This window comes from Roseburia sp. OM03-7AC (assembly GCF_003462625.1).
Lineage (GTDB): Bacteria > Bacillota > Clostridia > Lachnospirales > Lachnospiraceae > Roseburia_C > Roseburia_C amylophila.
Genome location: NZ_QTZJ01000001.1, coordinates 101,036 through 124,342 on the forward strand (window position 1 = coordinate 101,036; position 23,307 = coordinate 124,342).

Consider the following 23,307-nt stretch of genomic DNA (forward strand, 5'->3'; position numbering starts at 1 on the left):
TCATGATATGTGAAGAATGATTTGGAGAGTGGCAGAGAATGGAAAGCAGACAGAAGAAACGTCTGGGGGATATGCTGATTGAGGAACAGATTATTACAGATGAGCAGCTCTCAGATGCATTAGAGAAGAAAAAGGGGACTACAAAGCGGCTGGGTGAGGTTCTGGTAGAGCTGGGTTATACCAATGAGACGGATATTGCCAAGGCACTGTCAAGCCAGCTTGGACTGGAAATAGTCTCGCTTAGTGGAATACAGATAGAAGAAAATGTGCTAAAGCTGGTGGACGTGGCAGTTCTGAGAAAATATGTCATGGTACCAATTGGCTTTTCACCGAATAATATGAATGAAGTCCGTGTGGCAATGGCCGACCCGATGGATATGCGTGGAATTGATGATTTTTCTATTATTACTAATCTGCAGGTCGCACCGGTAATTGCCACAACCCATGATATTATGCTTACCCTTGACCGTTTCTATGGAAGCAGTGAAGCAAGGAAGGTGGCTGAGGCATATGCACTGGAGCGCCGGCAGGAAGAGCAGAGGGAACAGGAGAAGGAGAATGATGAAGATATTGCAAATTCCCCGATTGTCCTTCTGGTAAATGCCATGATTGAGCAGGCAGCAAGACAGCGTGCCAGTGATATACATATAGAAGCATTGGAAAGCCGTGTAAGAATCCGCTACAGGATTGATGGTGTGTTATATGAGAAGGCGAGCTACGACATCCGGCTTCTGAATGCAATTACAGCACGTATCAAGATTATTGGCGGCATGGATATATCAGAAAAAAGAAAACCACAGGATGGACGAATTACCCTTGTGGTAGATCGTGTGGAATATGATATCCGTGTATCAATCCTGCCAACGGTTTATGGAGAGAAGTGTGTACTTCGTCTTGCACAGAAGAAAGCACTGACCAAGGATAAGAGGGAACTTGGATTTACCCCGGGGGAGCTGGAAAGCTTTGATCGTATGTTAAAGCATCCGAATGGAATCCTTTTGGTAACAGGACCAACCGGAAGTGGTAAATCAACGACGCTTTACACAGCACTTTCTGAACTGAATACAGAGGATATTAATATTATCACAGTAGAAGACCCGGTAGAGGCGAATCTGGACGGCGTCAATCAGGTACAGGTAAATGCCAAAGCGGATATGACCTTTGCATCTGCACTGCGTTCAATCCTGCGACAGGATCCGGATATTATCATGATTGGAGAGATCCGAGACGAAGAAACTGCAGAGATTGCGGTACAGGCTTCTATTACTGGACATCTGGTAGTAAGTACCCTGCATACCAACAGTGCGGCAGGAACCATTACCCGAATGTTAAATATGGGCGTAGAGGGATACCTCCTTGCGGATTCCGTAATTGGTGTAATTGCCCAGCGTCTGGTGCGGAGACTCTGTCCGAACTGTAAACAGCCGCATAAGCCGACAGAATACGAACGCAAGCTTCTGAATCTGGATGATTTGGATGAGACGATGATTTTTGAAGCAAAGGGCTGCCCGATGTGTGCCAATACAGGATATAAGGGCAGAATCGGTGTCTATGAGATGATGGAAATCAGCACGGAAATGAAAGACGCTATAGCAAAAGATGCTTCCACTGCCGAAATCAAACATCTGGCAGTAGAAAATGGAATGGAAACTCTTGCAGCGGGAGCCAGACGTAAAGTTTTAGAAGGAATTACTTCTGTGTCAGAGCTGGTGGGAGTATCTGCTGAGGATTAAGGAGAACTGGGGATTTTACAATGAACAGAATAGAAATGTTTTTGCGGGAAGGAAATGAAAAAGGGGCATCCGATATCCATCTTGCACCGGGAAGCCCGGTGATGTTCCGGATTGATGGAGAACTGGTTCCTGCATCAGATGAGAAGATAAAACCATTTGAAATAGAAGAAATGATAGAACCGCTGTTGACGGAAGAGCAGAAGGCAGAGCTGAAGGAAAATGGAGAACTGGATTTTGCGTATTCTATCGCAGGCTTTCACAGGGTGCGTTTTAATGTGTTCCGTCAGAGAGGTACTTATGCGGTAGCACTCCGTATACTCTCGTTTGAGATACCGGAAGCAAAGCGGCTTGGTATTCCACCATCTGTGGTTGACCTGACCAACCGCAAGCGTGGGCTGGTATTGGTAACAGGACCGACCGGAAGTGGTAAATCTACCACACTGGCGTCTTTGATACATATTATTTCTGAAACATATGCTAAGACAATTATTACACTGGAAGACCCGATTGAGTATTTGCATCCTCACAGCAAGTCAATTGTATTGCAGAGGGAAATCGGTTACGACAGTAAGAGTTATGCGTCAGCACTTCGCGCCGCATTGCGTGAAGACCCGGATGTAATTCTGGTGGGGGAGATGCGTGACCTAGAAACAATCAGTATTGCGATTACGGCGGCAGAAACCGGACATCTGGTATTTTCAACCCTGCATACCAACAGTGCAGCAGCAACCATTGACCGTGTCATTGACGTGTTTCCACCGCATCAGCAGCAGCAGACCAGGATACAGCTGTCAGGTGTTATTGAAGGAATTATCGCCCAGCAGCTTCTTCCAAAGGAAGGCGGCGGACGTGTGGCGGCTTACGAGGTCATGCTTGCCACTCCGGCAATCCGTAACCTGATACGTGAAGGAAAGAGCTTCCAGATACAGTCTATGATACAGACCAGCAAGAAGCTTGGCATGCAGGCAATGGATGATGCCATTTATGACCTTTATATGCAGAATAAGATATCCGCAGAAGATGCCGTAAGCTTCGCACAGGAGCCGGCAGTTATGCAGCAGAAGGTAACGCTATTCTAAACTGCGGAGCATCTGCAGGGAACTGTTAACAGCAGCTTCCGTGGATACCGTAGAATGAGAAAAATGGTTAACAAATTTGAAATTTAACCGATAAATATACTGTAAGGGGGATGAGAAGGTGCCCAGTTATTCATATATAGCAGTGGATGCCATGGGAAAAGAGAAGAAGGCAACCATTGATGCAGAAAATCAGGACAAGGCAGCAGCCCGGCTTAAGAAAAACGGACTTACTTTAATATCCATAAAGGAAGTCGGAATGTTGGAAAAGGATATTAAATTAAGCTTTGGGCGGAAAGTAAAACCAAGGGATTTAAGCGTGTTCTGCCGGCAGTTTGTCAGTATGATAGAAGCCGGGGTTACGGTAATTGATGCCCTTGGAATGTTAGAGGAACAGACGGAAAACAAGAGACTTTCCGCTGCACTTCATGAAGTGCGTACCGAAGTGGAGAAAGGACAGACACTATCCGAAGCCATGGGACATCAGGGAGAGATTTTCCCGGAAATGCTAGTGAATATGGTGGCGGCAGGAGAGACCTCCGGTAATATCGAGCTTTCCTTCAGCCGTATGGCAGTGCAGTTTGATAAGACGGCAAAACTGTCCGGCTTAATGAAAAAATCACTGGCTTATCCGGTAGTACTGCTGATTGTGGCAGTATTAATCGTCATTCTGATGGTAGTAAAGGTAATACCGGGATATGCAGCAACCTTTGAGCAGGCAGGCATGCAGCTGCCGGGCATCACCCGGGCAATGATGAGCATGAGCCATGTAATTACAAAATTCTGGTATCTTTTCGTGGGAGGAATCCTGCTGATTGCGCTTGGTATCCGGGAATGGCGCAAGACAGAGAGCGGAAAGCTGTTCTTTGGCAAAATAGCCATGAAGCTTCCAATGTTTGGTAAGTTAAACATAAAGACATATTCTTCACAGTTTGCCCGTACATTAAGTACTTTAATGTATGCAGGAATTCCATTGATTCATGGAATTGATGCAGTCACCAAGCTGATGAAGAACCGTCACTTCCAGCTGCAATTGCAGTCAGCAAGAGAGGAAGTGGCAAAGGGTGTTCCGTTATCAGAACCGCTGCGGAAGGGCGGACTGTTTCCGCCTATGGTAATCCACATGCTTTCTATCGGCGAGGAAACCGGTGATATTGAGGGCATGTTAGACAAGCTGGCCGATTATTATGATGAAGAGGTTGAGATGACTACCCAGACGGTTATGGCGGCAATGGAACCAATGATTATCGTAGTAATGGCAATTATCGTAGTCATTCTGATTGCAGCAATATATGCGCCGATGCTTTCTATGTACAACCAGCTCGGCAACATGTAAAACGAATTAAGATTCCGTAATAGGGGCGGAATTTTAAGATAAAATATTTATATTTATACAAGAAGGAGAATAGCATTATGAACAAGATTAGAAACAGAAAGAACAACAAAGGCTTTTCATTAGTTGAGTTAATCATCGTTATTGCCATCATGGCAATCTTAGCAGGAATCTTAATTCCTCAGTTTGTTAAGTACATCAGCAGCTCCAAAGTATCCGGAGATATCCAGCAGGCAGAGAACATCTACAATGCAGTAGCAGCTCAGTACGCAGATTCTCAGGGGAATGCACCAACAGGTATGACTTATGATGGAAACAAGCATATAGTAGACAAAGATGTTGCAGAGGCATTAGATATGGGAAAAGCAGCACCTACATGTAAAGTAGATTCCACCTATAAATTTATGTATAGCTGTGATGACAAGGGTACGGTTGCTGTATATCTTGCACCAGAAAGCTCGGATGGTTCAGCATATAGTGCTACTACCGATACCAAGATATCTCCATCCATCGAAGGTAAAGATGCAGATAAGTGGAAAAAATAATCCACTGAGTTAAGAAAGGACACTACATACCATGACACCAATGCCTGCACTCATTACAGTATTTATTTTCATATATGGAATCGTCATCGGAAGCTTCTTAAATGTCTGTATCTACCGGATACCGCAGAAAGAAGATATCGTCCGGGAGAGTTCCCACTGTATGAGCTGCGGGCACCGGTTGAAATGGTATGATTTAGTGCCGCTGTTCAGTTATCTTTTCTTAAAGGGAAAATGCCGTTACTGTGGTTCGAAGCTGTCAAAGCAGTACCCTATCGTCGAAGCACTCAATGGAATCCTTTATGTAGTTGTATTTTATGCAACAGATTTTAGCTGGGACAGTATTTTATACTGCCTTATGACTTCTGCGTTAATCGTACTTAGTGTGATAGATTACCGCACCTATGAGATTCCTTTTGGAATCAATGTGTTCCTGTTTGTACTGGGGGTTATCCGGTGCGTATTTGGGAAAGGGGACAGAGGAACCTTGATGATTGGTTTCTTTGCAGTGAGCTTGTTCTTGCTGTTATTATCACTTCTTACCAGAGGAGCAGCAATCGGTGGTGGAGACATCAAGTTGATGGCGGCTGCCGGGCTGCTTCTCGGATGGAAGTTGATTATTCTTGCATTTGTGATGGGATGTATTGCGGGCTCTGTGGTGCATCTGTTCCGGATGAAGGCATGTGGTGCCGGCAGAATGCTGGCGCTGGGTCCATACTTATCGGTCGGGATATTTATTGCCGCCCTGTGGGGGAATGGGATGATAGACTGGTATCTGGGACTTTTTATGTAGAAAAGAGTGATTATAAGTGGAAAGTGTATGAAGCATAGGTATGCTTTCCAGTTATAATCACGAAAGGTGAGTGAAGGATGAAGATATTAAGTATAGAAATAGGTGTTGATGTAACCCATGTATTGGAGATGGATTACCGGGTGAAGAATCCGAAAGTATATCGAAGCTTTAGCTTTCAGACTCCGGTAGGTGTAATTGGAGAAGCCGGTGTGCGTAAGAGTGAGGAATTCCGCACAGCCTTACATAAGCTTCTGGATGCAAATAAGATTAAGACACGGAAAACTTTATTCGTAGTTAATTCCGGTAAGATAGCAAGCCGTGAAGTGCTGATTCCGATGATAAAAGAAAACCGTATCAAGGATTTCCTGAATACAAATTCAGCAGATTTCTTCCCGGTAGATTTATCCCGGTACCAGCTGGTATACCGGAATGAAGGTGTGGTACAGCAGGACACGGTAAAGAAGAGAAAATTATATGTATTTGCTGTGCCGGGAGATCTGGTACAGTCTTATGAAGAGCTGGCAGATTTCTGCTCCCTGGAACTTACAGCACTTGATTATGTGGGAAACAGTATTTTCCAGATGATACATAAAGCGGTAGGAAATAATATCTGCTGTTCTGTAAAATTAGACAATAATGCAACCATGATTACGATTATCAATCAGGGAATGGTTGTATTACAAAGAACAGTATTTTATGGCTTTGAAGAAGTAGAGAAGGTTGTAGTGGATTCCGGTCTTTTCCCGAAGGAACAGTATCCGGCAGCGATGGATATATTACAGCAGACAGACTGTCTGGATACAAACCAGGCGGCACCGGAAGATGCCATGAATGCCATGCGGGCAGAAGCGGTAGAAGCACTGCGTCCGATGATTGGCAATATCCGGCGTGTATTAGATTATTATCAGTCCAGAAATAATGGGGCAGAAGTAAAAGAGTGTTTCCTGATTGGTAACGGAGCTTATATCAAGGGACTGGACAGGCTGATGTCCATGGAATTGAATCTTCCGGTACATTTACAGGAAAAAGATGTTTTAAACGGTTTCCGTACATCCGGAGGCAGATTTGATGCCATGTATGAAGCCTGCTATGGAGCAGCAATACAGCCATTAGACTTTGTGTTTGGTTCGGCACAGACTGCAAAGATTATAGAAGAGAAGAAAAAACGCGAATTGCTTGCGGCAAAGCTGATTGGTCTGCTTTGCGTGGCATGTGCTGTGATATTGCTGGCATTATCCGGAGTACAGAGGATTGCATTATCCCACGAACTGAATACTCTGAATAAGCAGAAGGATGAACTGGAATATATACAGGATATTTATAATGCATATGTGGATACCAAGAGCCAGTATGATGATGTGACAAAAATGAATGGCAAGACAGAGACAGTCAGTGATGCACTGGCAGATGCCATTGAAGAAATGGAAGAAAAATTCCCATCCGGTGTAAAGGTAACAAGCCTTACCAGTAATGGAGAGGGAATTTCCATGGACATTGAAGTATCTACAAAGGAAGAAGCAGCAAAGATTTTGCAGAATCTTGCAACCTTCGATGCTTTCCGCAGTGTAACGACCAACGGAATTACAGAATCCACAGATGAGAACGGTAAAATTACGGTAACATTTTCAGTGATGTGTACCTATGTAAATGGTACAGCAGATGATTCCATTGATACCGAGACCACACCGGAAGAAGATGTCGAGACCTATATGAATGGTGACCAGTATATTTATCCGGATATGGAAGGCAGTACCGAAAGTGGGGAGGCAGACAATGAATAAGGAAAATAAGAAAGTAAACGACAGGGAATTAAAACTGATATTTGTATTAGGCGGCATAGTATTATTTTTCTTAATCTACCAGTTTGGATATCTGAATGTCCAGAAGGCAAATAAAAATTTAAAGAGCCAGGTAGATGAGGTGCGTGGAGAAGTAAAGGTTATGCAGACCATGAAGCAGAACGAGGAGACTTATAAGGCATATACAGATTCCATGACACAGGAAATGCAGGAGGTAATGGATGCAATTCCATCAGAGATCCGTTCGGAGGATAAGATTATGTTTGCCAGAAGCCTTGAAAAAGAGTATGGCTTTCATGTTACCGGTGTAGGTCTTCAGTCAGACGAAATGGTTTATGAAATGAATGAAGATGGAAGCAATCCGGCAGATGATGGTAAATTGTTATATCGTACCGTGGTAAATCTTGACTGTGACTGTGATTATACACAGCTTAAGAACTGCCTGCGTGGATTAAAGAAGAATAATTTCAAGATGTCTGTGGATACAGCAAGCTTCGGTCCGGATGAAGAAACCGGAAAACTGAAAGGAAACATGACGGTAAATATGTATTATCTTTACGGAAGTGAGAAACCATATGAACCATTAACTATTGATGGGGTATCCTTAGGAACAGATAATATTTTTGGAACGGGAACGATTACTCCGTCAGCTCCATCGGATGCCGCAGGTACGGAAGATACCACAGGAACAACAGGTACTACAGGAACAGCAGGTACCACAGGAACGGATACCAGGCGGTAAGAAAAGCCGGACAGTATAGAAGAAAATGTGAAAAGCAGAAAGGAGCAGAGACAGTATGAGCGGTTATAATAGCAGAAAGTTAAAACATAAATTAAAACGTAATTTAAATAACCGGGGATTTTCATTAGTGGAAATTCTGATTGCCGTAGCGATTCTCGTACTGTGTGCAGTTCCTTTGCTGAAAGCATTTGTAACATCTGCCCAGACCAATGCCAGGGCAAGACAGAATTTAAATGCGACTACGCTGGCTGAAAATATTATGGAAGAAATAAAAGCAGCAGGTGTTGAAGGCTATGGTGTGAAATCGGGAGACACGGTTACGATAGATGGTGTGGAGCTTCCGGTTTATGAGGCTGAGTATAGCAATTACAGCTTTGATGGCAGGGCATATGATGTTAAGGCAGTAATGACACCATCGCAGGAGACCTATCTGGATGGTACGGATGAAAAAGCATATAATGCACAGGGTATCCCGGAGATTTCTGTTATGGATGACAGCCGGGATGCTGTTTATGTAGAGGACAAGAATGCAAGATTTGACATAATAGATGAAAATGCGGATTCGCTGGGCATGAAGGCGGAAGAACTGCTGAATGCATGCAGAACGGAATATCGCTTTGCAGTAAAGGAAAATCACGGCAGATATACCGTTACCCAGACGGTAACATACAGTGATGCTTCCGGAAATACAATCGGAACACCCCAGACCCTGACCATATTTGATTCGGTGCTGACCGGAGCAGATCTCAGAAGTCTTTATGTGTGCTATATTCCGGCACTTCGAACAGCCGGTGATATGTACAGAACGCAGGAGAAGGTGGTAATCGAAAACAGACAGGATATTCCGGTTGATGTATATCTTATCCGTCAGGGCTCGCAGGATACACCACTTGCAGTCAGTATTATAGAAAGTGCTCCATCAACAGTGGCAGCAACACAGATTCATACAAATCTTTCTGTAGATGATAAGACAGACATCGGTAGTATAGAACGAAATGGAAGCAGTATTACAGCAGCTACAGCTAAAAGCGCCTTTGGTTTTCAGAAGATGGGCGAGGCTGCAAAGGCAGATGCAGCCAGACTTTATACAGTAGAAGTAACCGTTAAACCGGTAGATTCGGAAAAATCAATTACCTTAACAGGAACGGCAATGAAGTAAGGCGGGAAAACAATGAACAGATGGAAGAAATCACGGGACAATCGAGGAATGTCACTGGTCATGGTCATTGGAACAGTGGCACTGGTAAGCATACTGGTGGTTATAGTACTGTCTCTTTCTCTGATGAATATACAGATGAAGTCAGTATATAAGAAGTCTGCGGATAATTTCTATGATGCAGAAGCAGCAATGGATGAGATACGTACCGGTCTGCAGCAGGATGTAGCAGATGCAGCAACCACGGCATATCTTTCTGTTATGTCACAATATTCTGCCAGCAGTTATCAGGATGCTGTGCGCCAGAGCACCTTCCGGGAATTGTACCGGAAGGAGTTAAAGAAGAAAATCGGGCAGACCATGGATGATACCCATTATGATATCGGCTATCTTGAGAATTATATCGGTGCGTCCCACCGTTATGAAGCAGCAACCGGTACCGGAGCCAGACTTACAACACAGGATGGCAAAGATGCAGATTTTGTGGTAACACAGTCCGGTCTTGTGATTATGAATCTGGAGCTTTCTTATAAGGATGCAGATGCTTATGAGTCAGTTGTAGATACAGATCTTGTATTAAGCTATCCACAGGTAAACTTTATCCAGTCAACATCAGTACCGGATTTGCTGAATTACTGTGTGGTAGCAGATGAAGGTGTCTGGGTAAACAATGGAAACCGCACACTTACCATGAATGGCAATGTATACGCAGGCGATTATTATACCGGGAGCAGCAGTGACCGGAATGGATTCCACATTGATAACAGTGGAAGTGTAATGCTTGGACTGCGCAAGACGCTGATTACCAGAGGTGGACTTACGGTAGAAAACCAAGGCTCTTTTACAACAGATACCAAAGCTACGATATGGGCAGATAATCTCAATGTTTACAGCAACGCAGCCCTGTCCTTATCCGGCAGTACATATGTATCGGATGATTTGACGATTACCGGAAGCGGTGATGTTACCTTGCGTGGAGAATATTATGGCTACGGTAATCCGGAGACTGCCAAGGCAGCGGCATCTGTAGTTACAGAAGAAGTCAATGCCAATAAGGCGGCATACAGCAGTGCCATGATTATCAATGGAATTGCAGACAGTGGCAAGGCAAGTATCCGCATGAATGGATTAAAGACATTGATGTTAGCAGGAAATGCCTATATCGGAAGCGGCAATGCCATGATGGGAGAATCCCTGGCTGTAAAGAGCAGCCAGACGGCATATCTTGCACCGGCAGACTGTTTTCTTATAAATACTACCAATCCCACAACGGTAGCGGAAGATTTTATGGCAAAGAGTGATTTTGCAGCAGCTCCGGAAAAATATATTAATTATGAAGTGTTAAAAAATTATCATGCTTTGGATATCACACCATTATATAAAGATGGTCTGGTTTATTATTTCTTAAAATTCGAGAATGCAAAGGAAGCTGCGGCATTTGACCTTGCATACTACAATGATGCAGACCATGCAGCCACAAGGCAGCAGTACCTGTCTCTTTATGTGGATGACGCAGAATTATCTATCCGGGAGAGCAGCACTGTGGAGAAGATTACCAACGGAAGCATTCTTGTCTGGGATACAAAAGGAATCCGAACCATTGAGCCGACAACCATAAGTAATGGATTAGACGATATTTACGAGGATGGTTATTATGCCGGACTGCAGAGCGGCTGGCAGGATATGTATGCTTCTTATAATATTTCACTGACAAAGGATTATGAGAGGCTTACAACGGAGCAGAAAGCAGCCACTGTGTTTGAAAATCTGGTGGATGTAGACGGACTGAAAAAAATTACCGGCACATCCGGAGCAGTAGAATTTGAATTTACCGATGGGGATGGAGTCCGGCAGGTGGCATACGTAACAGATAATGAAGGTGCATCAGCATTGGAGGTGGATGCTTCATTTCTGGGTGGAAAGAATGTACCGCTTATCATTGCAACCGGAGATGTGAAGGTTACAGCAGATTACTCCGGCACAATTTTAAGTGGTGGCCAGGTGACCTTTGGCATGCCGGGAAGCAGCAGTTCAACAGTGTCATCTGATATGCAGGATGCTGCCAGAGTCATTCAGAATGCCGAATATAAGAAGGGGTCAGATACCTATATTCTGTCACAGGTATTGAAGAACAGCCAGTACTATGTAGGCAGTATTGGAAAGGCATATACCGGAGAGGATGCCGTGGATGTAACGAAGCTTGTAACCTATCAGAACTGGTCAAAGGAGTAAAGATAAGATGCAGAAAGGGAATCGTATAAGCGGAAAAAAGAATAGTGGATTTTCGATGGTAGAGCTGATTGTTACCGTGGCGATTCTTGCAATTATTTCTGTGGGAGCGTTTCTGCTTACCGGCTCACAGAATGGATGGAAACTGCGTCATGCTGCGGAAAGACTGGATTCGGCACTGGATAAAGCTATGGTTCAGTCTATGAGTAAGAGTGATACTGCAGGTCTTATTGTCTATGAATTAAATGGAGAATATTATGCAGCAATGATAAAGGAATCCTGCCGGGACGGAAATATTTACCGTGTAACTGAGGACAAGGTGCTGGAAAAGTATTCACTTGGAAAAGAACCGTTGACGATTACGCTAAGTTATAAAGGAAAAGACGGGACAGCAGTATCAGATGTTACATTATCCAATCAGGGCAGTGAGAGTAATTTAAGCAGTGCGGCAGAATTTCTCTATGACAGAAGTACGGGGGCGGTTAAGACCGTAAAGGTAAACAGTGTGGAAAGCTATTATACTGGTATATATTTGAAGTTGTCAGACCGTGATATGCAGATAAAAATAAGTGCTGCCACCGGCAGACATGAGATACAGTAAGCAAAAAGCAGGGAGGAGGAAAACAAAGTGGACCACAGGAAAGCTTCAAAGAAGTATTGTGAAATCAGAAAATGCGGGATATATGATAATAAAGGATTTACGCTGGTTGAACTGCTGGTGGGAATTGCGATTGTGGCAATTGTCGGTGGATTAATCGGCACATTTTTGATTTTCTCCACAAGAACATATGGAAAAGTAACCGATGAAGCAGACTTACAGGAGGATGCACAGATTCTCCTATCCCAGATGGATAGTTATATTATCGATACAGACAGTGCACTTCGTTATTATGCAGATGTATCAGAGAGTGGAAGCGGCACGGAAATTTTAAAGGACAGCCTTTATCCGGGTGGAGCAGCAGGACTGACCAGAAAATGGCTGGAGATTTATAAGACCACCGATACCGGATATACAAAAGAGACCGTTTTGTGGACAAAATCCACAGAGAAGCTGACATATAAGCAGGAGACTATTGATGCGGCAGGAACGGTAACTGAAAATATAGAAGAACAGGATCTGGCAACGCATGTAACAGATTTTTCCATTGATCTGACGAAAGTAACTTCACTGCGTCAGGTAACAGTGTCTGTTGCTCTTGCCAGTGGAGAGAAAAGTTATGGAGCGGATACTACAGTGTATCTGCGTAACCAGATTGTAGTAAATGGGGAACCTTATACACCGGATGCAGCACCGGTCATTTCATCCGTACTCAGCGTTAAGGTTCTGCCACAGACGGTTATGATGCGGCCTGGCGGAAGAAAGGCATTTCAGGCAATTGTTTATGGTAATAATTCACCATCCCAGGAGGTAACCTGGAGTCTTTCCGGAAATACGTCTTCCCTTACCACTATTTCAGCGGATGGACTGCTGTGGATCAGCATGGATGAGAAGGCAAAGACCTTAACGGTAACAGCAACATCGGTACAGGATACCACCAAGTCAGGAACGGCGGAAGTAACAGTAGTACATGGCAAGAAGCTGTCTTTAGGCCAGATTCGGAAATACTGGCTGCAAAGAGGAAAATCAATGTATATCTATGCAAGGGTGAATGGAACATTAAGTGGTTCTATTACCTGGGAAAGTAATCCATTGGATTTACTTTCGGTGAATCCCGCAGATTCTGTAACAGTTGCAGGAGGATATCCATCATTGGATTTGATGAATGCGAGATGTGTGAAAACAGAGTATCCGGGGACACCTTTAGGAGAATATACAGTGAAGATTAGCGGTATAGTAGATGGTCAGCCGTATGAAGATATGGTTTATATAGAGGTGGTGGATTCGCCTGAAATAGCTGGAGCAGGTGATGTTGTATATTTTGATAAATCAAATGGTTTGGATTATTGGGTACATCCTGGAGACACCGTGAATTTGTCTACAGCATTAAAGAGGTTCGATATTGGAACAAAACGTAGTTATGAATTTAAAGAAGGCGGGAATATAAATAAGGATTCCTATACTTTTGAGACCTCTGGAACAGATGATGAAAAGATAAAAATAAGTATTGATGAAACAGCTGAGGATGGTGAAATTTATGTTACAGTCAAAGCTGGAAATCAATGGCATACAGGCTATGATTCTGTTACAATTCATGTGGCGGAGGAATTGGATTTCCCATATATTGTGGAAACAACATATTTTCCAGATCAGGAGAACTGGTTCTGGTCAAGTGTACATTGCAGGGGACCGGTAATGATAGCAGATTCAACATTACAATTTACGAATCTTACTTCCGGAATCAATGGGTTGATAGCAAATACCGGCGAGCCGCATAAACTTACACCATCGGAGCAGCATACAGGTGAGAATGAGCGTACGCTGTCTGGCGTAAATGAATTTACACAGGACGGACCGGGAAGGTATGAAAGTTCTAAGATACTTAATTTAGAGGGAATTATTATTATTGATAAAGATGTTGAACTTGATGCACCTTTTATTTGTTGTAATAGTGATACGGTGATTTATATAAAGGGAGAACATAGCTTGAAATTCAAAGGAATTACTACTTTTGACGGGCTGATTTATGCACCGGAAGGAGATGTTTATTTTGAAGGTCAGGCGGGTTATTGCCGGGGTGTTGTAATAGCAAAAAATTTGCATGTAAATAGTCGGGGAGACAGGGAGTTCTCCTTTATGGAAAAAAGCAGTGTAATGGATCTGGTTAATACATTGAAGGCAAACTAGCTTGTTGAGAAGTAAAAGAGGACAGGATATATGAAACGGAAGAATTCTTTGAAAAATTCCAGAAAGAGAATCATTCAGGCAACGGTAGCAGCAGTAGCAGGTATAACAGTTGCGGTTGCTGCATTCCGGCCGGTAGAGACTTCAGCAAACGGAGTACTGCCGGGGGTGGAAAGTATCGTTGCACAGAAGATGGCAACAGAAGATAAGACCTATCGGATTTTAGAGATTATGCCGGATGGAGCAGAAAGTGAAATGGGCTATCTTGCAGCGGGCAGTGAGCCGGTAGCCCTAGCAGCAGATGGAATGCTGGCTTACTTTGCAGAGAATGGTATCGAAAATACGCAGCAGGAGAGAATGAATTATATCAACAGCTTAAAGCAGCGTTTGGAGGACGGGAAGATAGCTTCCGGTGATACATCTAAGACACCACTTTATGCAGAAGCTTATGAGGAGACTTTTTTCCCGACAGAGGAGCAGCAGAAGGACTACAAGAAGCTGGTATTTCCGGAAGAACAGTATGAGACAATTACTGCTGAGGGACATTATGCTTACCGGCAGGATTATGACGGAAACTATAATCCCAATGTAGTTTCCTTCTCTTATAATGCAACTGGGGATTATGCAGTAGAATTTGAACGGAGAACACCACTTAGGGATGAAGCACCATATAACCAGCCATATGAGTACCGGGATAATGGAACAGATGGTTATTATGAAGCAGTTGAAAATCCTATGACAGGTGGTAATTATTACTATATTTCAGATTTTTACTACGTTGGAGCAGATTCAGAACATGGGCATTATCTGGCACAGTTAGATGCTGTAAAACCATATTCATATACTGCATCAGGGGATGGTGCATTTGCATTTGTACCGGGAACAGCGGAAGAGGACAGTGCAAATCAGTCCTGTCAGGTGGAGATGGGTTCTGTCTGGTATACCGGTGGACTTTATAATAATAACCTGTTCCGGGACTATGTATTAGGAGCATTGTCCAAGGATGATTTAAAGGTGGAAGTAACGGCAGTGACAGAGTCTGGACTTGCTTCTGTAGATGTATCCAGTATGGATTTTATTTATATCGGCGGACAGGGTTATGATACCGGAATGAAATATCAGCTTTCTTCTCCGGAGCTTCTTGCACAGGTGGATAAAATATATAAGAAAATTTTAGGAAAAGCACCGGTTCTTATTGATTCCACTGTCTTAGAAAGTGCACTTACTGATTATAATACTTCTGATATTGCAAAGCTTGTGGTGTGGAGCATCCAGAAGGAGTTAAAGGATGACCCGCAGTCTGTGGATGCGGCAGAATTATGTGATACCGCTTCTTTAAACAGCAATTACACCGGCAATGATACTAATTATGCGGAAAATAATGTTTACTGCATGAAAATGACAGATGCAGACGGGGTACGTCAGCATGTATTTACCGGTCTGCTGGAAGCTTTTCCACAGGAGCTGCAGGAGGCGGAGGGATTTGCATCCGTCCGGGCATTGATTGAACAGGAGAATACCCTCCGTACATCAGCGGATGCGATTGATACCACGCTTTCAAAGAACATGGTCTTACAGTATATTTTAAATTATCCGTATGAGAGAACCTTTAGTGATAAAGAGGAGCTGCGGGTGCTGGATATCGAACCGGCAATGGGCGCACTGTATCTTGATGAAAATACAGCTGATGACAGGATTCTTACCAAAAAGAAGCTGGCAGACTGGACAGGTGTTGCCATTGAAAATATCAGCATTACCCGGATGACTTCAGCGGAGTTTATTGGTAAAATCGAAGACATGAATATGAAATACGACCTGGTTTACTTTGGGCTTGGTTATGCCGGAGAGAATGGAAATTCTGATGCAAAGCTTCAGGGGGATTATATGAACCGTGATGCTGAAGGAAATACGGTTTATAATGATTCGCTGATGAACGGACTGGTCTATGCACATACCGGGGATGCATTCTTAAGAAAGGCTATTCTTGGCGGACTTTTAGATACCGATTATGTAGATAATAATACATCGAATTATCTCTATGGAGGCAATCCGGACAGCTCAAGAGACCCATACGGTGACCGGGATGAGTGGGACAGCGGATTAGGTAAGCTCGTTACCGCAACAAAGACCATCAGTGGTTTCCAGTATGATAATCCAAAGAATAGAAATGACCGTCAGGAAATTACCGTTACAGTAGGAAATGTAGGAGTATACCGTGCCAGCGGAAATGATATAACAGAGAGCAAGAAACGTGATCTGGAAGAATTCCTCGGAGCGAAATATCCGGTTCTTTTTGCACAGAATTTTGTGACCACAGAAGGTGAAATCAATGCAAAGGTGGTAGATAATTCTTCTGTTTTATATCAGTTCGCAAAGGAAAATCTGGCACAGGATAATGTCTTTTACCTGGATACCGAAGGCAAGCCAAATGATGAGAGCAGCTTCCGGTACTATATTAATATGCCAAAGGTTAAACTTGCCATGCTCAATCCGTCTACCGGAGTAGAAGAGAGTGATACGGCATTAAGTACAGGAACAGCACGTACTACGGATAACAATTATGGCAATAAAATAGTAGAAATCCGTACCGATAAGAAGGATTCCGGAGTCTATACGCTGCGTTACCGCTTCCGGATTGACAGTTCCGTAGATGCCAGTGCGGCTACGGTATATCATGCAGGACTTTATTTTGATATGAATGCCGATGGTAAATTTATCGAAAATGATACCTATTCCGAACGGCAGAAGGACTGCATCATTTTTGATGCTTCCGGCAATGAAGTCAACCGGGATGCAGCAGGAGAATATCAGTTAAGCAGCGGACAGGAGTACTATCTTGAGAAAGACATTCCAGGTGACTATCGTGGTATGCTGACCTGGAAACTGGAACTGACCCAGACCACCAATGCCTATATCCGTACGGCTAAGACAGGTTATACGATTGTATCAAGACCAGCTGGTGATGACAGTGTACAGGTTGTTAAGGTACTTCAGATTATGGGAAATAATAATGAATGGGGCGGTTACTTTAATCTTTCTCAAGATAGAGACATGCAGGATTTTATCAGCAATTTTGAAAATACAGAGGGAGTCCGGTTTGAAATTACCGCCATTCCAATGCGCAATTTCGATGGCAAATATACATCCTTTGAACAGCTGAAGGATTATCAGATGTTAATCTTTGGTTTCCAGGACAGTTATTCGGATATGACCAATGCTGACACGCTGGCAGCAGTAGATGATTATATAGTCAGCGGACGGAGTGTATTGTTTACCCATGATACCTCTTCCTTTGTCAATGTGGCAACCGAGCAGATGTACTGTCAGGATAATCCGGATGGCGATAATGGATGGAACCCGGGCTGGCTTAGCAACCAGGGTAATGCAGGAGATTTTAACCAGGTAGAACGTCACTGGGGCTATACGGTAAACCGGAAATTCCGTGGTGTTCTTGGAATGGACCGTTATGGAATTACTTATAATGAGAGGACTTCCAAAGACCCGCAGGCGGCACAGCTTCGTTCCCTGCTATTAAAGGAAGGACAGCTTTTAGACATCAGTACTACTACAGATGCCTCCGGCAATGAGATAACAACCGGAACCATTGATACGGCACATGGTGGTGTAACGACACGGGAGAATCCGGATGGCAGCGGGGCACTGACTTCTGCAGTATTAGGAAGTGATAAGGATATTGCGTATGTACCGGGAACGAATCAGAAGCAGTCCTATGGACAGTCACAGGGTTATACTTATGGTGCAATCAATTTCCATTATTATTATAATGCTCCGTGGCAGTGTACAACGGAAGCAAAGTATGCTTATAACCAGTACATGATGTGGCGTACACTTCCGTTACCAACACAAAGAAATGATGTTTCTCTTGGAAACCTGAAAAACAATGCCAGCATGTATGCAACCCAGGTAAATGATGGACAGATTACCCATTATCCATATGAGATTGGCAGTCAGATTACGATAGCTAATACCCATTACCAGTATTATCAGCTGAATATGGATGAGGATATGGATGGAGATGAAAACAGTGATATTGTAGTGTGGTACTGTCTGGGTGCATCCGGTGATGGTTCGGCGATATATACCAGTTCCCCGAATGATGTGCGGAACAATTATTATATTTACAACATTGGAAATATTACCTATTCCGGTGTGGGACACAGTACAATAAGTAACGTGAATGAGAAGCAGTTATTCTTTAATACCATTGTTGCAGCGTACAAGACAAGAATCAAAGATCCGGTAGTAAAGCTTTTAGAGAATGGAAGCCGTACTTCAGCAGAAAAGGAAGCTGTTTATGTACATACTGATAATGCCATCGGAAATAAGGCACTGGAAAATGAAGTAAATTTTTATTATACCGTAACAGATTCGAATCTCGTCACATCAGATAAGGAAATCAGTGTGGATTATTCCATGGTAGATAAAAATGGCAGCAGTATTGCAATTCCGGTACAGGTAGCAGAAAATCAGGTGTATATCACAACAGAAGCAGTAAACGGAGATACGGTTACGACAGATTCTGCCGGAAGACTGAGAGGCTTAAAGAGCGGGGAAGTGTATAAAGTCACAGTTCATAATCTGACGGATACAAAAGTACAGGAGGCAATTACCAATGGTAATATGCGGATTGCAGTTCATGCAGTCAGTACCTTTGACTATTATGGAGACAGCTATGGTCTGGGTGAAAATGCCCAGGGCATTCCACAGAGCAGTGCATCTATGAAAATATTAGGAACAACGCTGTTTGATTTGGATTAGAACAAAAGAAAAAAATTTTATTGGAAAAATGGGAACGAAATCGTATAAGACCGGAAAAGCAATTCGTAAAATCAAAAAAAGGTTGAAAAACTGGTAACGTTACCATATAATAAAACCATGAAGAACCAAGTAGGGTGAATGGTCGCGGCTGCATTGTCGAAAGACATACAGACGAGGAAAGTCCGGGCTTCGCAGGGCAGGATGCCGGATAACGTCCGGTGGAGGCAACTCCAAGGAAAGTGCAACAGAAATGTACCGCCAGGTAACTGGTAAGGGTGGAAAGGCAGTGTAAGAGACTACCGCATCTCTGGTAACAGAGATGGCTCTGTAAACCCCATTCGAAGCAAGACCAGATTTAAGCATTGACGTGGCCCGCCAGCTTAAGGTAGGTTGCTTGAGGCGGTTGGCAACAGCCGTCCTAGATAGATGACCATTTTCAACATAACCCGGCTTACAGCCCTGCTTGGTTTCTTACTATCAAATCTAATGTAATTCTAAAATGTTTCTTAAAAGACAATAACTCTGTTGACACAGAAAAGCAGGGGACTTAAGATGAATATCAGGGTATGGTGATATGTGAACATACATATCACCATATTTTTGCGTAAGCATCCGTAAGGAACTGCCGGTGGCAGGTGCGTAGATATAAAAAGAAGAGAGGTCTTATATTTGAAAGAGAAGTTAGCGAGATTTATGTCAGGAAGATATGGAGTAGATCAGTTATCAAGATTATATCTTGGAATTGCACTGATATTACTGGTAGTTTCAATTTTTAGTCACCTTGGTATATTTTATATAGCTGGAATTGTTCTTCTGGTGTATACTTATTATCGTATGTTTTCGAAGAACATTTCCAAGATGTATGCACAGAATCAGAAGTATTTGAATGCAAAATATCGTGCGGTGGTAAAAAAGGATGCATGGAAGAAACAGTGGCAGCAGCGTAAGATTTACCGGTTTTATCGTTGTCCGGGATGTAAACAGAAGGTTCGTGTTCCAAAAGGAAAAGGTAAAATCTGCATTACCTGTCCAAAATGCAGAATGGAATTCATAAAGAAAAGTTAAGCTGTAGCTATTTGGAGGAAGCAGTATGTTTGGATATGTAAATATCAATCGTAATGAATTATCAGATGAAAATAAAAAGATTTACCAGGGTTATTACTGCGGACTTTGTCAGAAACTAAAGGAGGTTTCCGGCCGTAAAGGCCAGATGCTTTTAAACTATGACATGACATTTCTGGTAGTGCTTCTGACCGGACTTTATGAGCTGGAGGATAAAAGCACAGATTTTGTATGTGCGCTGCATCCGACGAAAAAACGGACAGCCAGAATCAATGAGGCAACAGAATATGCTGCTGATATGAATATTATTCTTTCCTACCAGAATTTTGAAGATGACTGGAGAGACAATCGTTCTTATTCGAAAAAAGCATTTGCCAGAATGCTGGGAAAAGATTATAATCGCATCATGGCAAAATACCCAAGACAGGTAAAGGCAGTAGAAACCTATATCGAAGAACTGGGTAAGGCAGAGGATGCACAGGAATCCAATATTGATAAAATATCAGGACTGACAGGAACCATGCTGGGCGAAATTTTTGCATGGCGGGAAGATATATGGGCAGAAGAACTCAGATATTTTGGATTTTATTTAGGAAAGTTTGTTTATCTGATGGATGCCTATGAGGATTTTGAAACAGATAAGCGTAAAAATGCATACAATGTTTTCAGGGTACAGCGGAAAGAGGATATGCAGAATCTGGATACCTTTGTGAAGCTGTTGCTGACCAGTATGATGTCAGAGTGTGCCAAGTCCTTTGAACGTCTGCCAATTCTTATGCATGCAGACATTCTGCGGAATGTATTATATTCCGGAGTCTGGACGAAATATGAGTACAACAGACTGAAACGTGAGCGGAAGCAGCAGAGGCTTCTTGAAAAACAGAAAGCCGAAAAACAGAAGGCAGACAGGAAAAGTGCAACAAAGTGAAGTTAAGAATTAAGAAGGAGTAAGTAGTATGGACCCATACAAGGTGCTGGGCATAGCTCCGGGAGCAACAGATGAAGAAATCAAACGGGCATACCGGAATCTGAGCCGCAAATATCATCCGGATGCCAATGTAAATAATCCTGACCGTGCACAGGCAGAAGAAAAATTTAAAGAAGTACAGATGGCTTATGACCAGATTATGAAACAGAAACAGCAGGGTTACAGCTATGGAAGCGGTTACGGCGGCGGTGGCGCCTACGGTTATGGTGGTTTTGGCTATGGCAGAACCAATGGTGCATATGGAAACAGCGGTTATGGCAGCAGTGCTTCCGGTGAATCGGTAGAGATGCAGGCGGCTGCAAATTACATCCGGAATCGTTGTTTTAAAGAAGCGTTGCATGTGTTAGATGGCATTTCGGACAGAACGGCACGCTGGTATTATTACAGTGCAATTGCCAATGCCGGAAGCGGTAATAATGTAACGGCAAAGGAGCATGCCAGTCAGGCTGTCAATATGGAACCGAGTAATATGGAATATCGTCAGCTGCAGCAGCAGTTAGAGTTTGGCGGAACCTGGTATCAGAGCAGAGGCGGTGAATATGAACGGCCATATTCCGGCAGCAGCGGCTGGTGCATGAGTATGCTGTTATTGAATCTTTTATGTAACTGTTGTTGTTTCAGACCATATTAGAAAATCATATTTTAGAAGTTCTTTTTTATTTGCAAGAATGAAAACTTCTGCTATACTGTAGAATGAAAAAACAGAAATGGAGATTAGAAATGAGAATTTTAGCTGAAAATACATCATGTATCGTAATTGACTATCAGGAGAAGATTTTGCCGGCAATGTCAGGCAGAGAGGAACTTGTGGCAAATTCTGCTGCATTATTAAAGGGATTGAACTTATTGGAAATTCCGATGGTATTGACCACACAGTATGCCAAGGGATTAGGAAATAATATTCCAGAGATTTGTGAAGCAATTGGAAGTGATGTGGCATATGACAAGACCACATTTTCTGCATATGAAACAGAAGCTGTATATGAAGCAATGGATAAAGAGCGTAAAAATGTCCTGATTTGCGGAATTGAAGCACATATCTGTGTACTTCAGACAGCCATTGATTTAAAGGCAGCAGGATATCAGCCGGTTATCGTAGCAGACTGTGTATCTTCAAGAAAAGAACTGGATAAGGAACTTGGTTTAAAGAGAGCAGAACAGGAAGGCATTCTGATTACATCTAAGGAAGCTATTTTATTTGAATTGACACGTAAGGCAGGCGGACCGGTATTTAAACAGATTTCTGCACTGATTAAATAAAGGAGACAGGATATGCTGCAAAGATTTTATCCCGATGAATATCTGGATTCTACCTATGTCATAGACTTTGATAAACTTTATGAAGAGGGATACCGGGGCATTATTTTTGATATTGATAATACGCTTGTTCCACACGGAGCACCGGCGGATGAGCGGGCAAAAAAGCTGTTTGCTCATTTAAAAGAGCTGGGTTATCATTGTATGCTGTTATCGAATAACAAGGAACCACGGGTGAAGATGTTCAATGATGCGGTAAATGTTTCTTATATTTACAAGGCAGGAAAACCGTCAACGAAAAATTATCTTAAGGCAATGGAAGAGATGGGAACCACCACGGAGAATACGTTATTTGTGGGAGACCAGATATTTACGGATGTGTATGGGGCAAACCATGCGGGAATCCGTACAATTCTGGTAAAACCGATACATCCGAAAGAAGAAATACAGATTGTTTTAAAGAGATACCTGGAGAAAATTGTGTTATTTTTTTATACAAGGAAGAGAAAGAAGGAAGAAAAATTATGAAAATCGGAATTGGAAATGACCACAGTGCAGTCGAAATGAAATTCGCAATTAAAAAGTATTTAGAGGAAATGGGACATGAAGTTGTAAATTACGGAACAGATTCTACCGAGAGCTGTGACTATCCGGAGTATGGTGAAAAAGTAGGACGTGCAGTTGCAGCCGGAGAAGTAGACTGTGGCGTATTAATCTGTGGTACCGGGGTTGGAATCTCTTTGGCTGCCAATAAGGTAAAAGGTGTCCGTGCAGCAGTATGTTCTGATGTAACAACTGCGCATCTGGTAAAAGAACATAACAATGCCAATATCATCGCATTTGGAGCAAGAATTGTTGGAATCGAGAAGGCAAAAGATATTGTAAAAGCATACCTGAATGCAGAATTTCAGGGTGGCAGACATGAAAAACGTATTGCCATGATTCACGAAATTGAATCAAGATAGGGTAAAGTCACAAAAAAAGGTTGAAAAATGGCTTGTTTTATTATAGAATAGAACGAGTGAGTGACAAGTTT

General features: G+C 42.9%; 18 protein-coding genes and 1 other RNA gene. All 19 read left to right on the top strand.

Annotated features, from left to right (window positions below; all coding sequences use genetic code 11):
• Positions 1-38 precede the first annotated feature (38 nt).
• The 19 genes from DXB39_RS00495 (at position 39) to rpiB (ending at position 23,236) form a co-directional block, all read left to right on the top strand.
• Positions 39-1,733, top strand: coding sequence for a GspE/PulE family protein (locus DXB39_RS00495; protein ID WP_117841990.1), 1,695 nt, complete (start codon positions 39-41; stop codon positions 1,731-1,733).
• A 20-nt stretch (positions 1,734-1,753) separates the two neighbouring features.
• Positions 1,754-2,812: a type IV pilus twitching motility protein PilT gene (locus DXB39_RS00500; protein WP_117841989.1), complete on the top strand. Its 1,059-nt coding sequence runs from the start codon at positions 1,754-1,756 to the stop codon at positions 2,810-2,812.
• A 118-nt stretch (positions 2,813-2,930) separates the two neighbouring features.
• The gene (locus DXB39_RS00505; protein WP_117841988.1) at positions 2,931-4,145 is read left to right on the top strand and encodes a type II secretion system F family protein; all 1,215 of its coding nucleotides are present in this window, start codon (positions 2,931-2,933) and stop codon (positions 4,143-4,145) included.
• Between the two features lie 77 nt (positions 4,146-4,222).
• Positions 4,223-4,687 (top strand): type II secretion system protein, encoded by a 465-nt coding sequence (locus DXB39_RS00510; RefSeq protein WP_022244032.1) that lies wholly within the window; start codon positions 4,223-4,225, stop codon positions 4,685-4,687.
• Positions 4,688-4,718: 31 nt separating this feature from the next.
• Positions 4,719-5,477 (top strand): prepilin peptidase, encoded by a 759-nt coding sequence (locus DXB39_RS00515; RefSeq protein WP_330416538.1) that lies wholly within the window; start codon positions 4,719-4,721, stop codon positions 5,475-5,477.
• Between the two features lie 77 nt (positions 5,478-5,554).
• Positions 5,555-7,258 (top strand): pilus assembly protein PilM, encoded by a 1,704-nt coding sequence (locus tag DXB39_RS00520; protein WP_117841987.1) that lies wholly within the window; start codon positions 5,555-5,557, stop codon positions 7,256-7,258.
• Positions 7,251-8,018 (top strand): hypothetical protein, encoded by a 768-nt coding sequence (locus DXB39_RS00525; protein ID WP_117841986.1) that lies wholly within the window; start codon positions 7,251-7,253, stop codon positions 8,016-8,018. The genes DXB39_RS00520 and DXB39_RS00525 overlap by 8 nt, the downstream gene beginning before the upstream one ends.
• A gap of 55 nt (positions 8,019-8,073) precedes the next feature.
• Positions 8,074-9,177 (top strand): type II secretion system protein, encoded by a 1,104-nt coding sequence (locus DXB39_RS00530; protein ID WP_117841985.1) that lies wholly within the window; start codon positions 8,074-8,076, stop codon positions 9,175-9,177.
• Positions 9,178-9,189: 12 nt separating this feature from the next.
• On the top strand, positions 9,190-11,406 hold the full coding sequence (locus DXB39_RS00535; protein ID WP_147343708.1) for a hypothetical protein: 2,217 nt from the start codon (positions 9,190-9,192) through the stop codon (positions 11,404-11,406).
• A gap of 7 nt (positions 11,407-11,413) precedes the next feature.
• A complete protein-coding gene (locus DXB39_RS00540; RefSeq protein WP_117841983.1) occupies positions 11,414-12,004 on the top strand; it encodes a pilus assembly FimT family protein in 591 nt (196 codons plus the stop codon).
• A gap of 27 nt (positions 12,005-12,031) precedes the next feature.
• Entirely contained in the window at positions 12,032-14,188 is a 2,157-nt protein-coding gene (locus DXB39_RS00545; RefSeq protein WP_117698084.1) for a type II secretion system protein, read from the top strand.
• Positions 14,189-14,218: 30 nt separating this feature from the next.
• The gene (locus DXB39_RS00550; protein WP_117841982.1) at positions 14,219-18,964 is read left to right on the top strand and encodes a DUF5057 domain-containing protein; all 4,746 of its coding nucleotides are present in this window, start codon (positions 14,219-14,221) and stop codon (positions 18,962-18,964) included.
• 126 nt (positions 18,965-19,090) lie between these two features.
• Positions 19,091-19,434: RNase P RNA component class A (gene rnpB, locus DXB39_RS00555), an RNA gene on the top strand.
• Positions 19,435-19,633: 199 nt separating this feature from the next.
• Entirely contained in the window at positions 19,634-20,029 is a 396-nt protein-coding gene (locus DXB39_RS00560; RefSeq protein WP_022244041.1) for a hypothetical protein, read from the top strand.
• A gap of 25 nt (positions 20,030-20,054) precedes the next feature.
• Complete coding sequence (locus DXB39_RS00565; protein WP_117841981.1) at positions 20,055-20,954, top strand: DUF5685 family protein; 900 nt, start codon at positions 20,055-20,057, stop codon at positions 20,952-20,954.
• 28 nt (positions 20,955-20,982) lie between these two features.
• Positions 20,983-21,645 (top strand): J domain-containing protein, encoded by a 663-nt coding sequence (locus DXB39_RS00570; protein ID WP_022244043.1) that lies wholly within the window; start codon positions 20,983-20,985, stop codon positions 21,643-21,645.
• 89 nt (positions 21,646-21,734) lie between these two features.
• Positions 21,735-22,274, top strand: coding sequence for a hydrolase (locus tag DXB39_RS00575; protein WP_022244044.1), 540 nt, complete (start codon positions 21,735-21,737; stop codon positions 22,272-22,274).
• Between the two features lie 12 nt (positions 22,275-22,286).
• Positions 22,287-22,799 (top strand): YqeG family HAD IIIA-type phosphatase, encoded by a 513-nt coding sequence (locus DXB39_RS00580; protein ID WP_117841980.1) that lies wholly within the window; start codon positions 22,287-22,289, stop codon positions 22,797-22,799.
• Positions 22,796-23,236 carry a ribose 5-phosphate isomerase B gene (rpiB, locus tag DXB39_RS00585; RefSeq protein WP_022244046.1) on the top strand — a complete coding sequence of 147 codons (441 nt, stop codon included), beginning with the start codon at positions 22,796-22,798 and terminating at the stop codon, positions 23,234-23,236. Before DXB39_RS00580 ends, rpiB begins: the two co-directional genes overlap by 4 nt.
• The last annotated feature ends 71 nt before the right edge of the window (positions 23,237-23,307 follow it).

Excerpts from the sequence above, each read along its gene's own strand:
- DXB39_RS00495 (WP_117841990.1), top strand. The coding sequence starts at position 39 with ATGGAAAGCAGACAGAAGAAACGTCTGGGGGATATGCTGATTGAGGAA.
- DXB39_RS00500 (WP_117841989.1), top strand. The coding sequence starts at position 1,754 with ATGAACAGAATAGAAATGTTTTTGCGGGAAGGAAATGAAAAAGGGGCA.
- DXB39_RS00510 (WP_022244032.1), top strand. The coding sequence starts at position 4,223 with ATGAACAAGATTAGAAACAGAAAGAACAACAAAGGCTTTTCATTAGTT.
- DXB39_RS00515 (WP_330416538.1), top strand. The coding sequence starts at position 4,719 with ATGACACCAATGCCTGCACTCATTACAGTATTTATTTTCATATATGGA.
- DXB39_RS00520 (WP_117841987.1), top strand. The coding sequence starts at position 5,555 with ATGAAGATATTAAGTATAGAAATAGGTGTTGATGTAACCCATGTATTG.
- DXB39_RS00525 (WP_117841986.1), top strand. The coding sequence starts at position 7,251 with ATGAATAAGGAAAATAAGAAAGTAAACGACAGGGAATTAAAACTGATA.
- DXB39_RS00530 (WP_117841985.1), top strand. The coding sequence starts at position 8,074 with ATGAGCGGTTATAATAGCAGAAAGTTAAAACATAAATTAAAACGTAAT.
- DXB39_RS00535 (WP_147343708.1), top strand. The coding sequence starts at position 9,190 with ATGAACAGATGGAAGAAATCACGGGACAATCGAGGAATGTCACTGGTC.
- DXB39_RS00540 (WP_117841983.1), top strand. The coding sequence starts at position 11,414 with ATGCAGAAAGGGAATCGTATAAGCGGAAAAAAGAATAGTGGATTTTCG.
- DXB39_RS00550 (WP_117841982.1), top strand. The coding sequence starts at position 14,219 with ATGAAACGGAAGAATTCTTTGAAAAATTCCAGAAAGAGAATCATTCAG.
- DXB39_RS00565 (WP_117841981.1), top strand. The coding sequence starts at position 20,055 with ATGTTTGGATATGTAAATATCAATCGTAATGAATTATCAGATGAAAAT.
- DXB39_RS00570 (WP_022244043.1), top strand. The coding sequence starts at position 20,983 with ATGGACCCATACAAGGTGCTGGGCATAGCTCCGGGAGCAACAGATGAA.
- DXB39_RS00575 (WP_022244044.1), top strand. The coding sequence starts at position 21,735 with ATGAGAATTTTAGCTGAAAATACATCATGTATCGTAATTGACTATCAG.
- DXB39_RS00580 (WP_117841980.1), top strand. The coding sequence starts at position 22,287 with ATGCTGCAAAGATTTTATCCCGATGAATATCTGGATTCTACCTATGTC.
- rpiB (WP_022244046.1), top strand. The coding sequence starts at position 22,796 with ATGAAAATCGGAATTGGAAATGACCACAGTGCAGTCGAAATGAAATTC.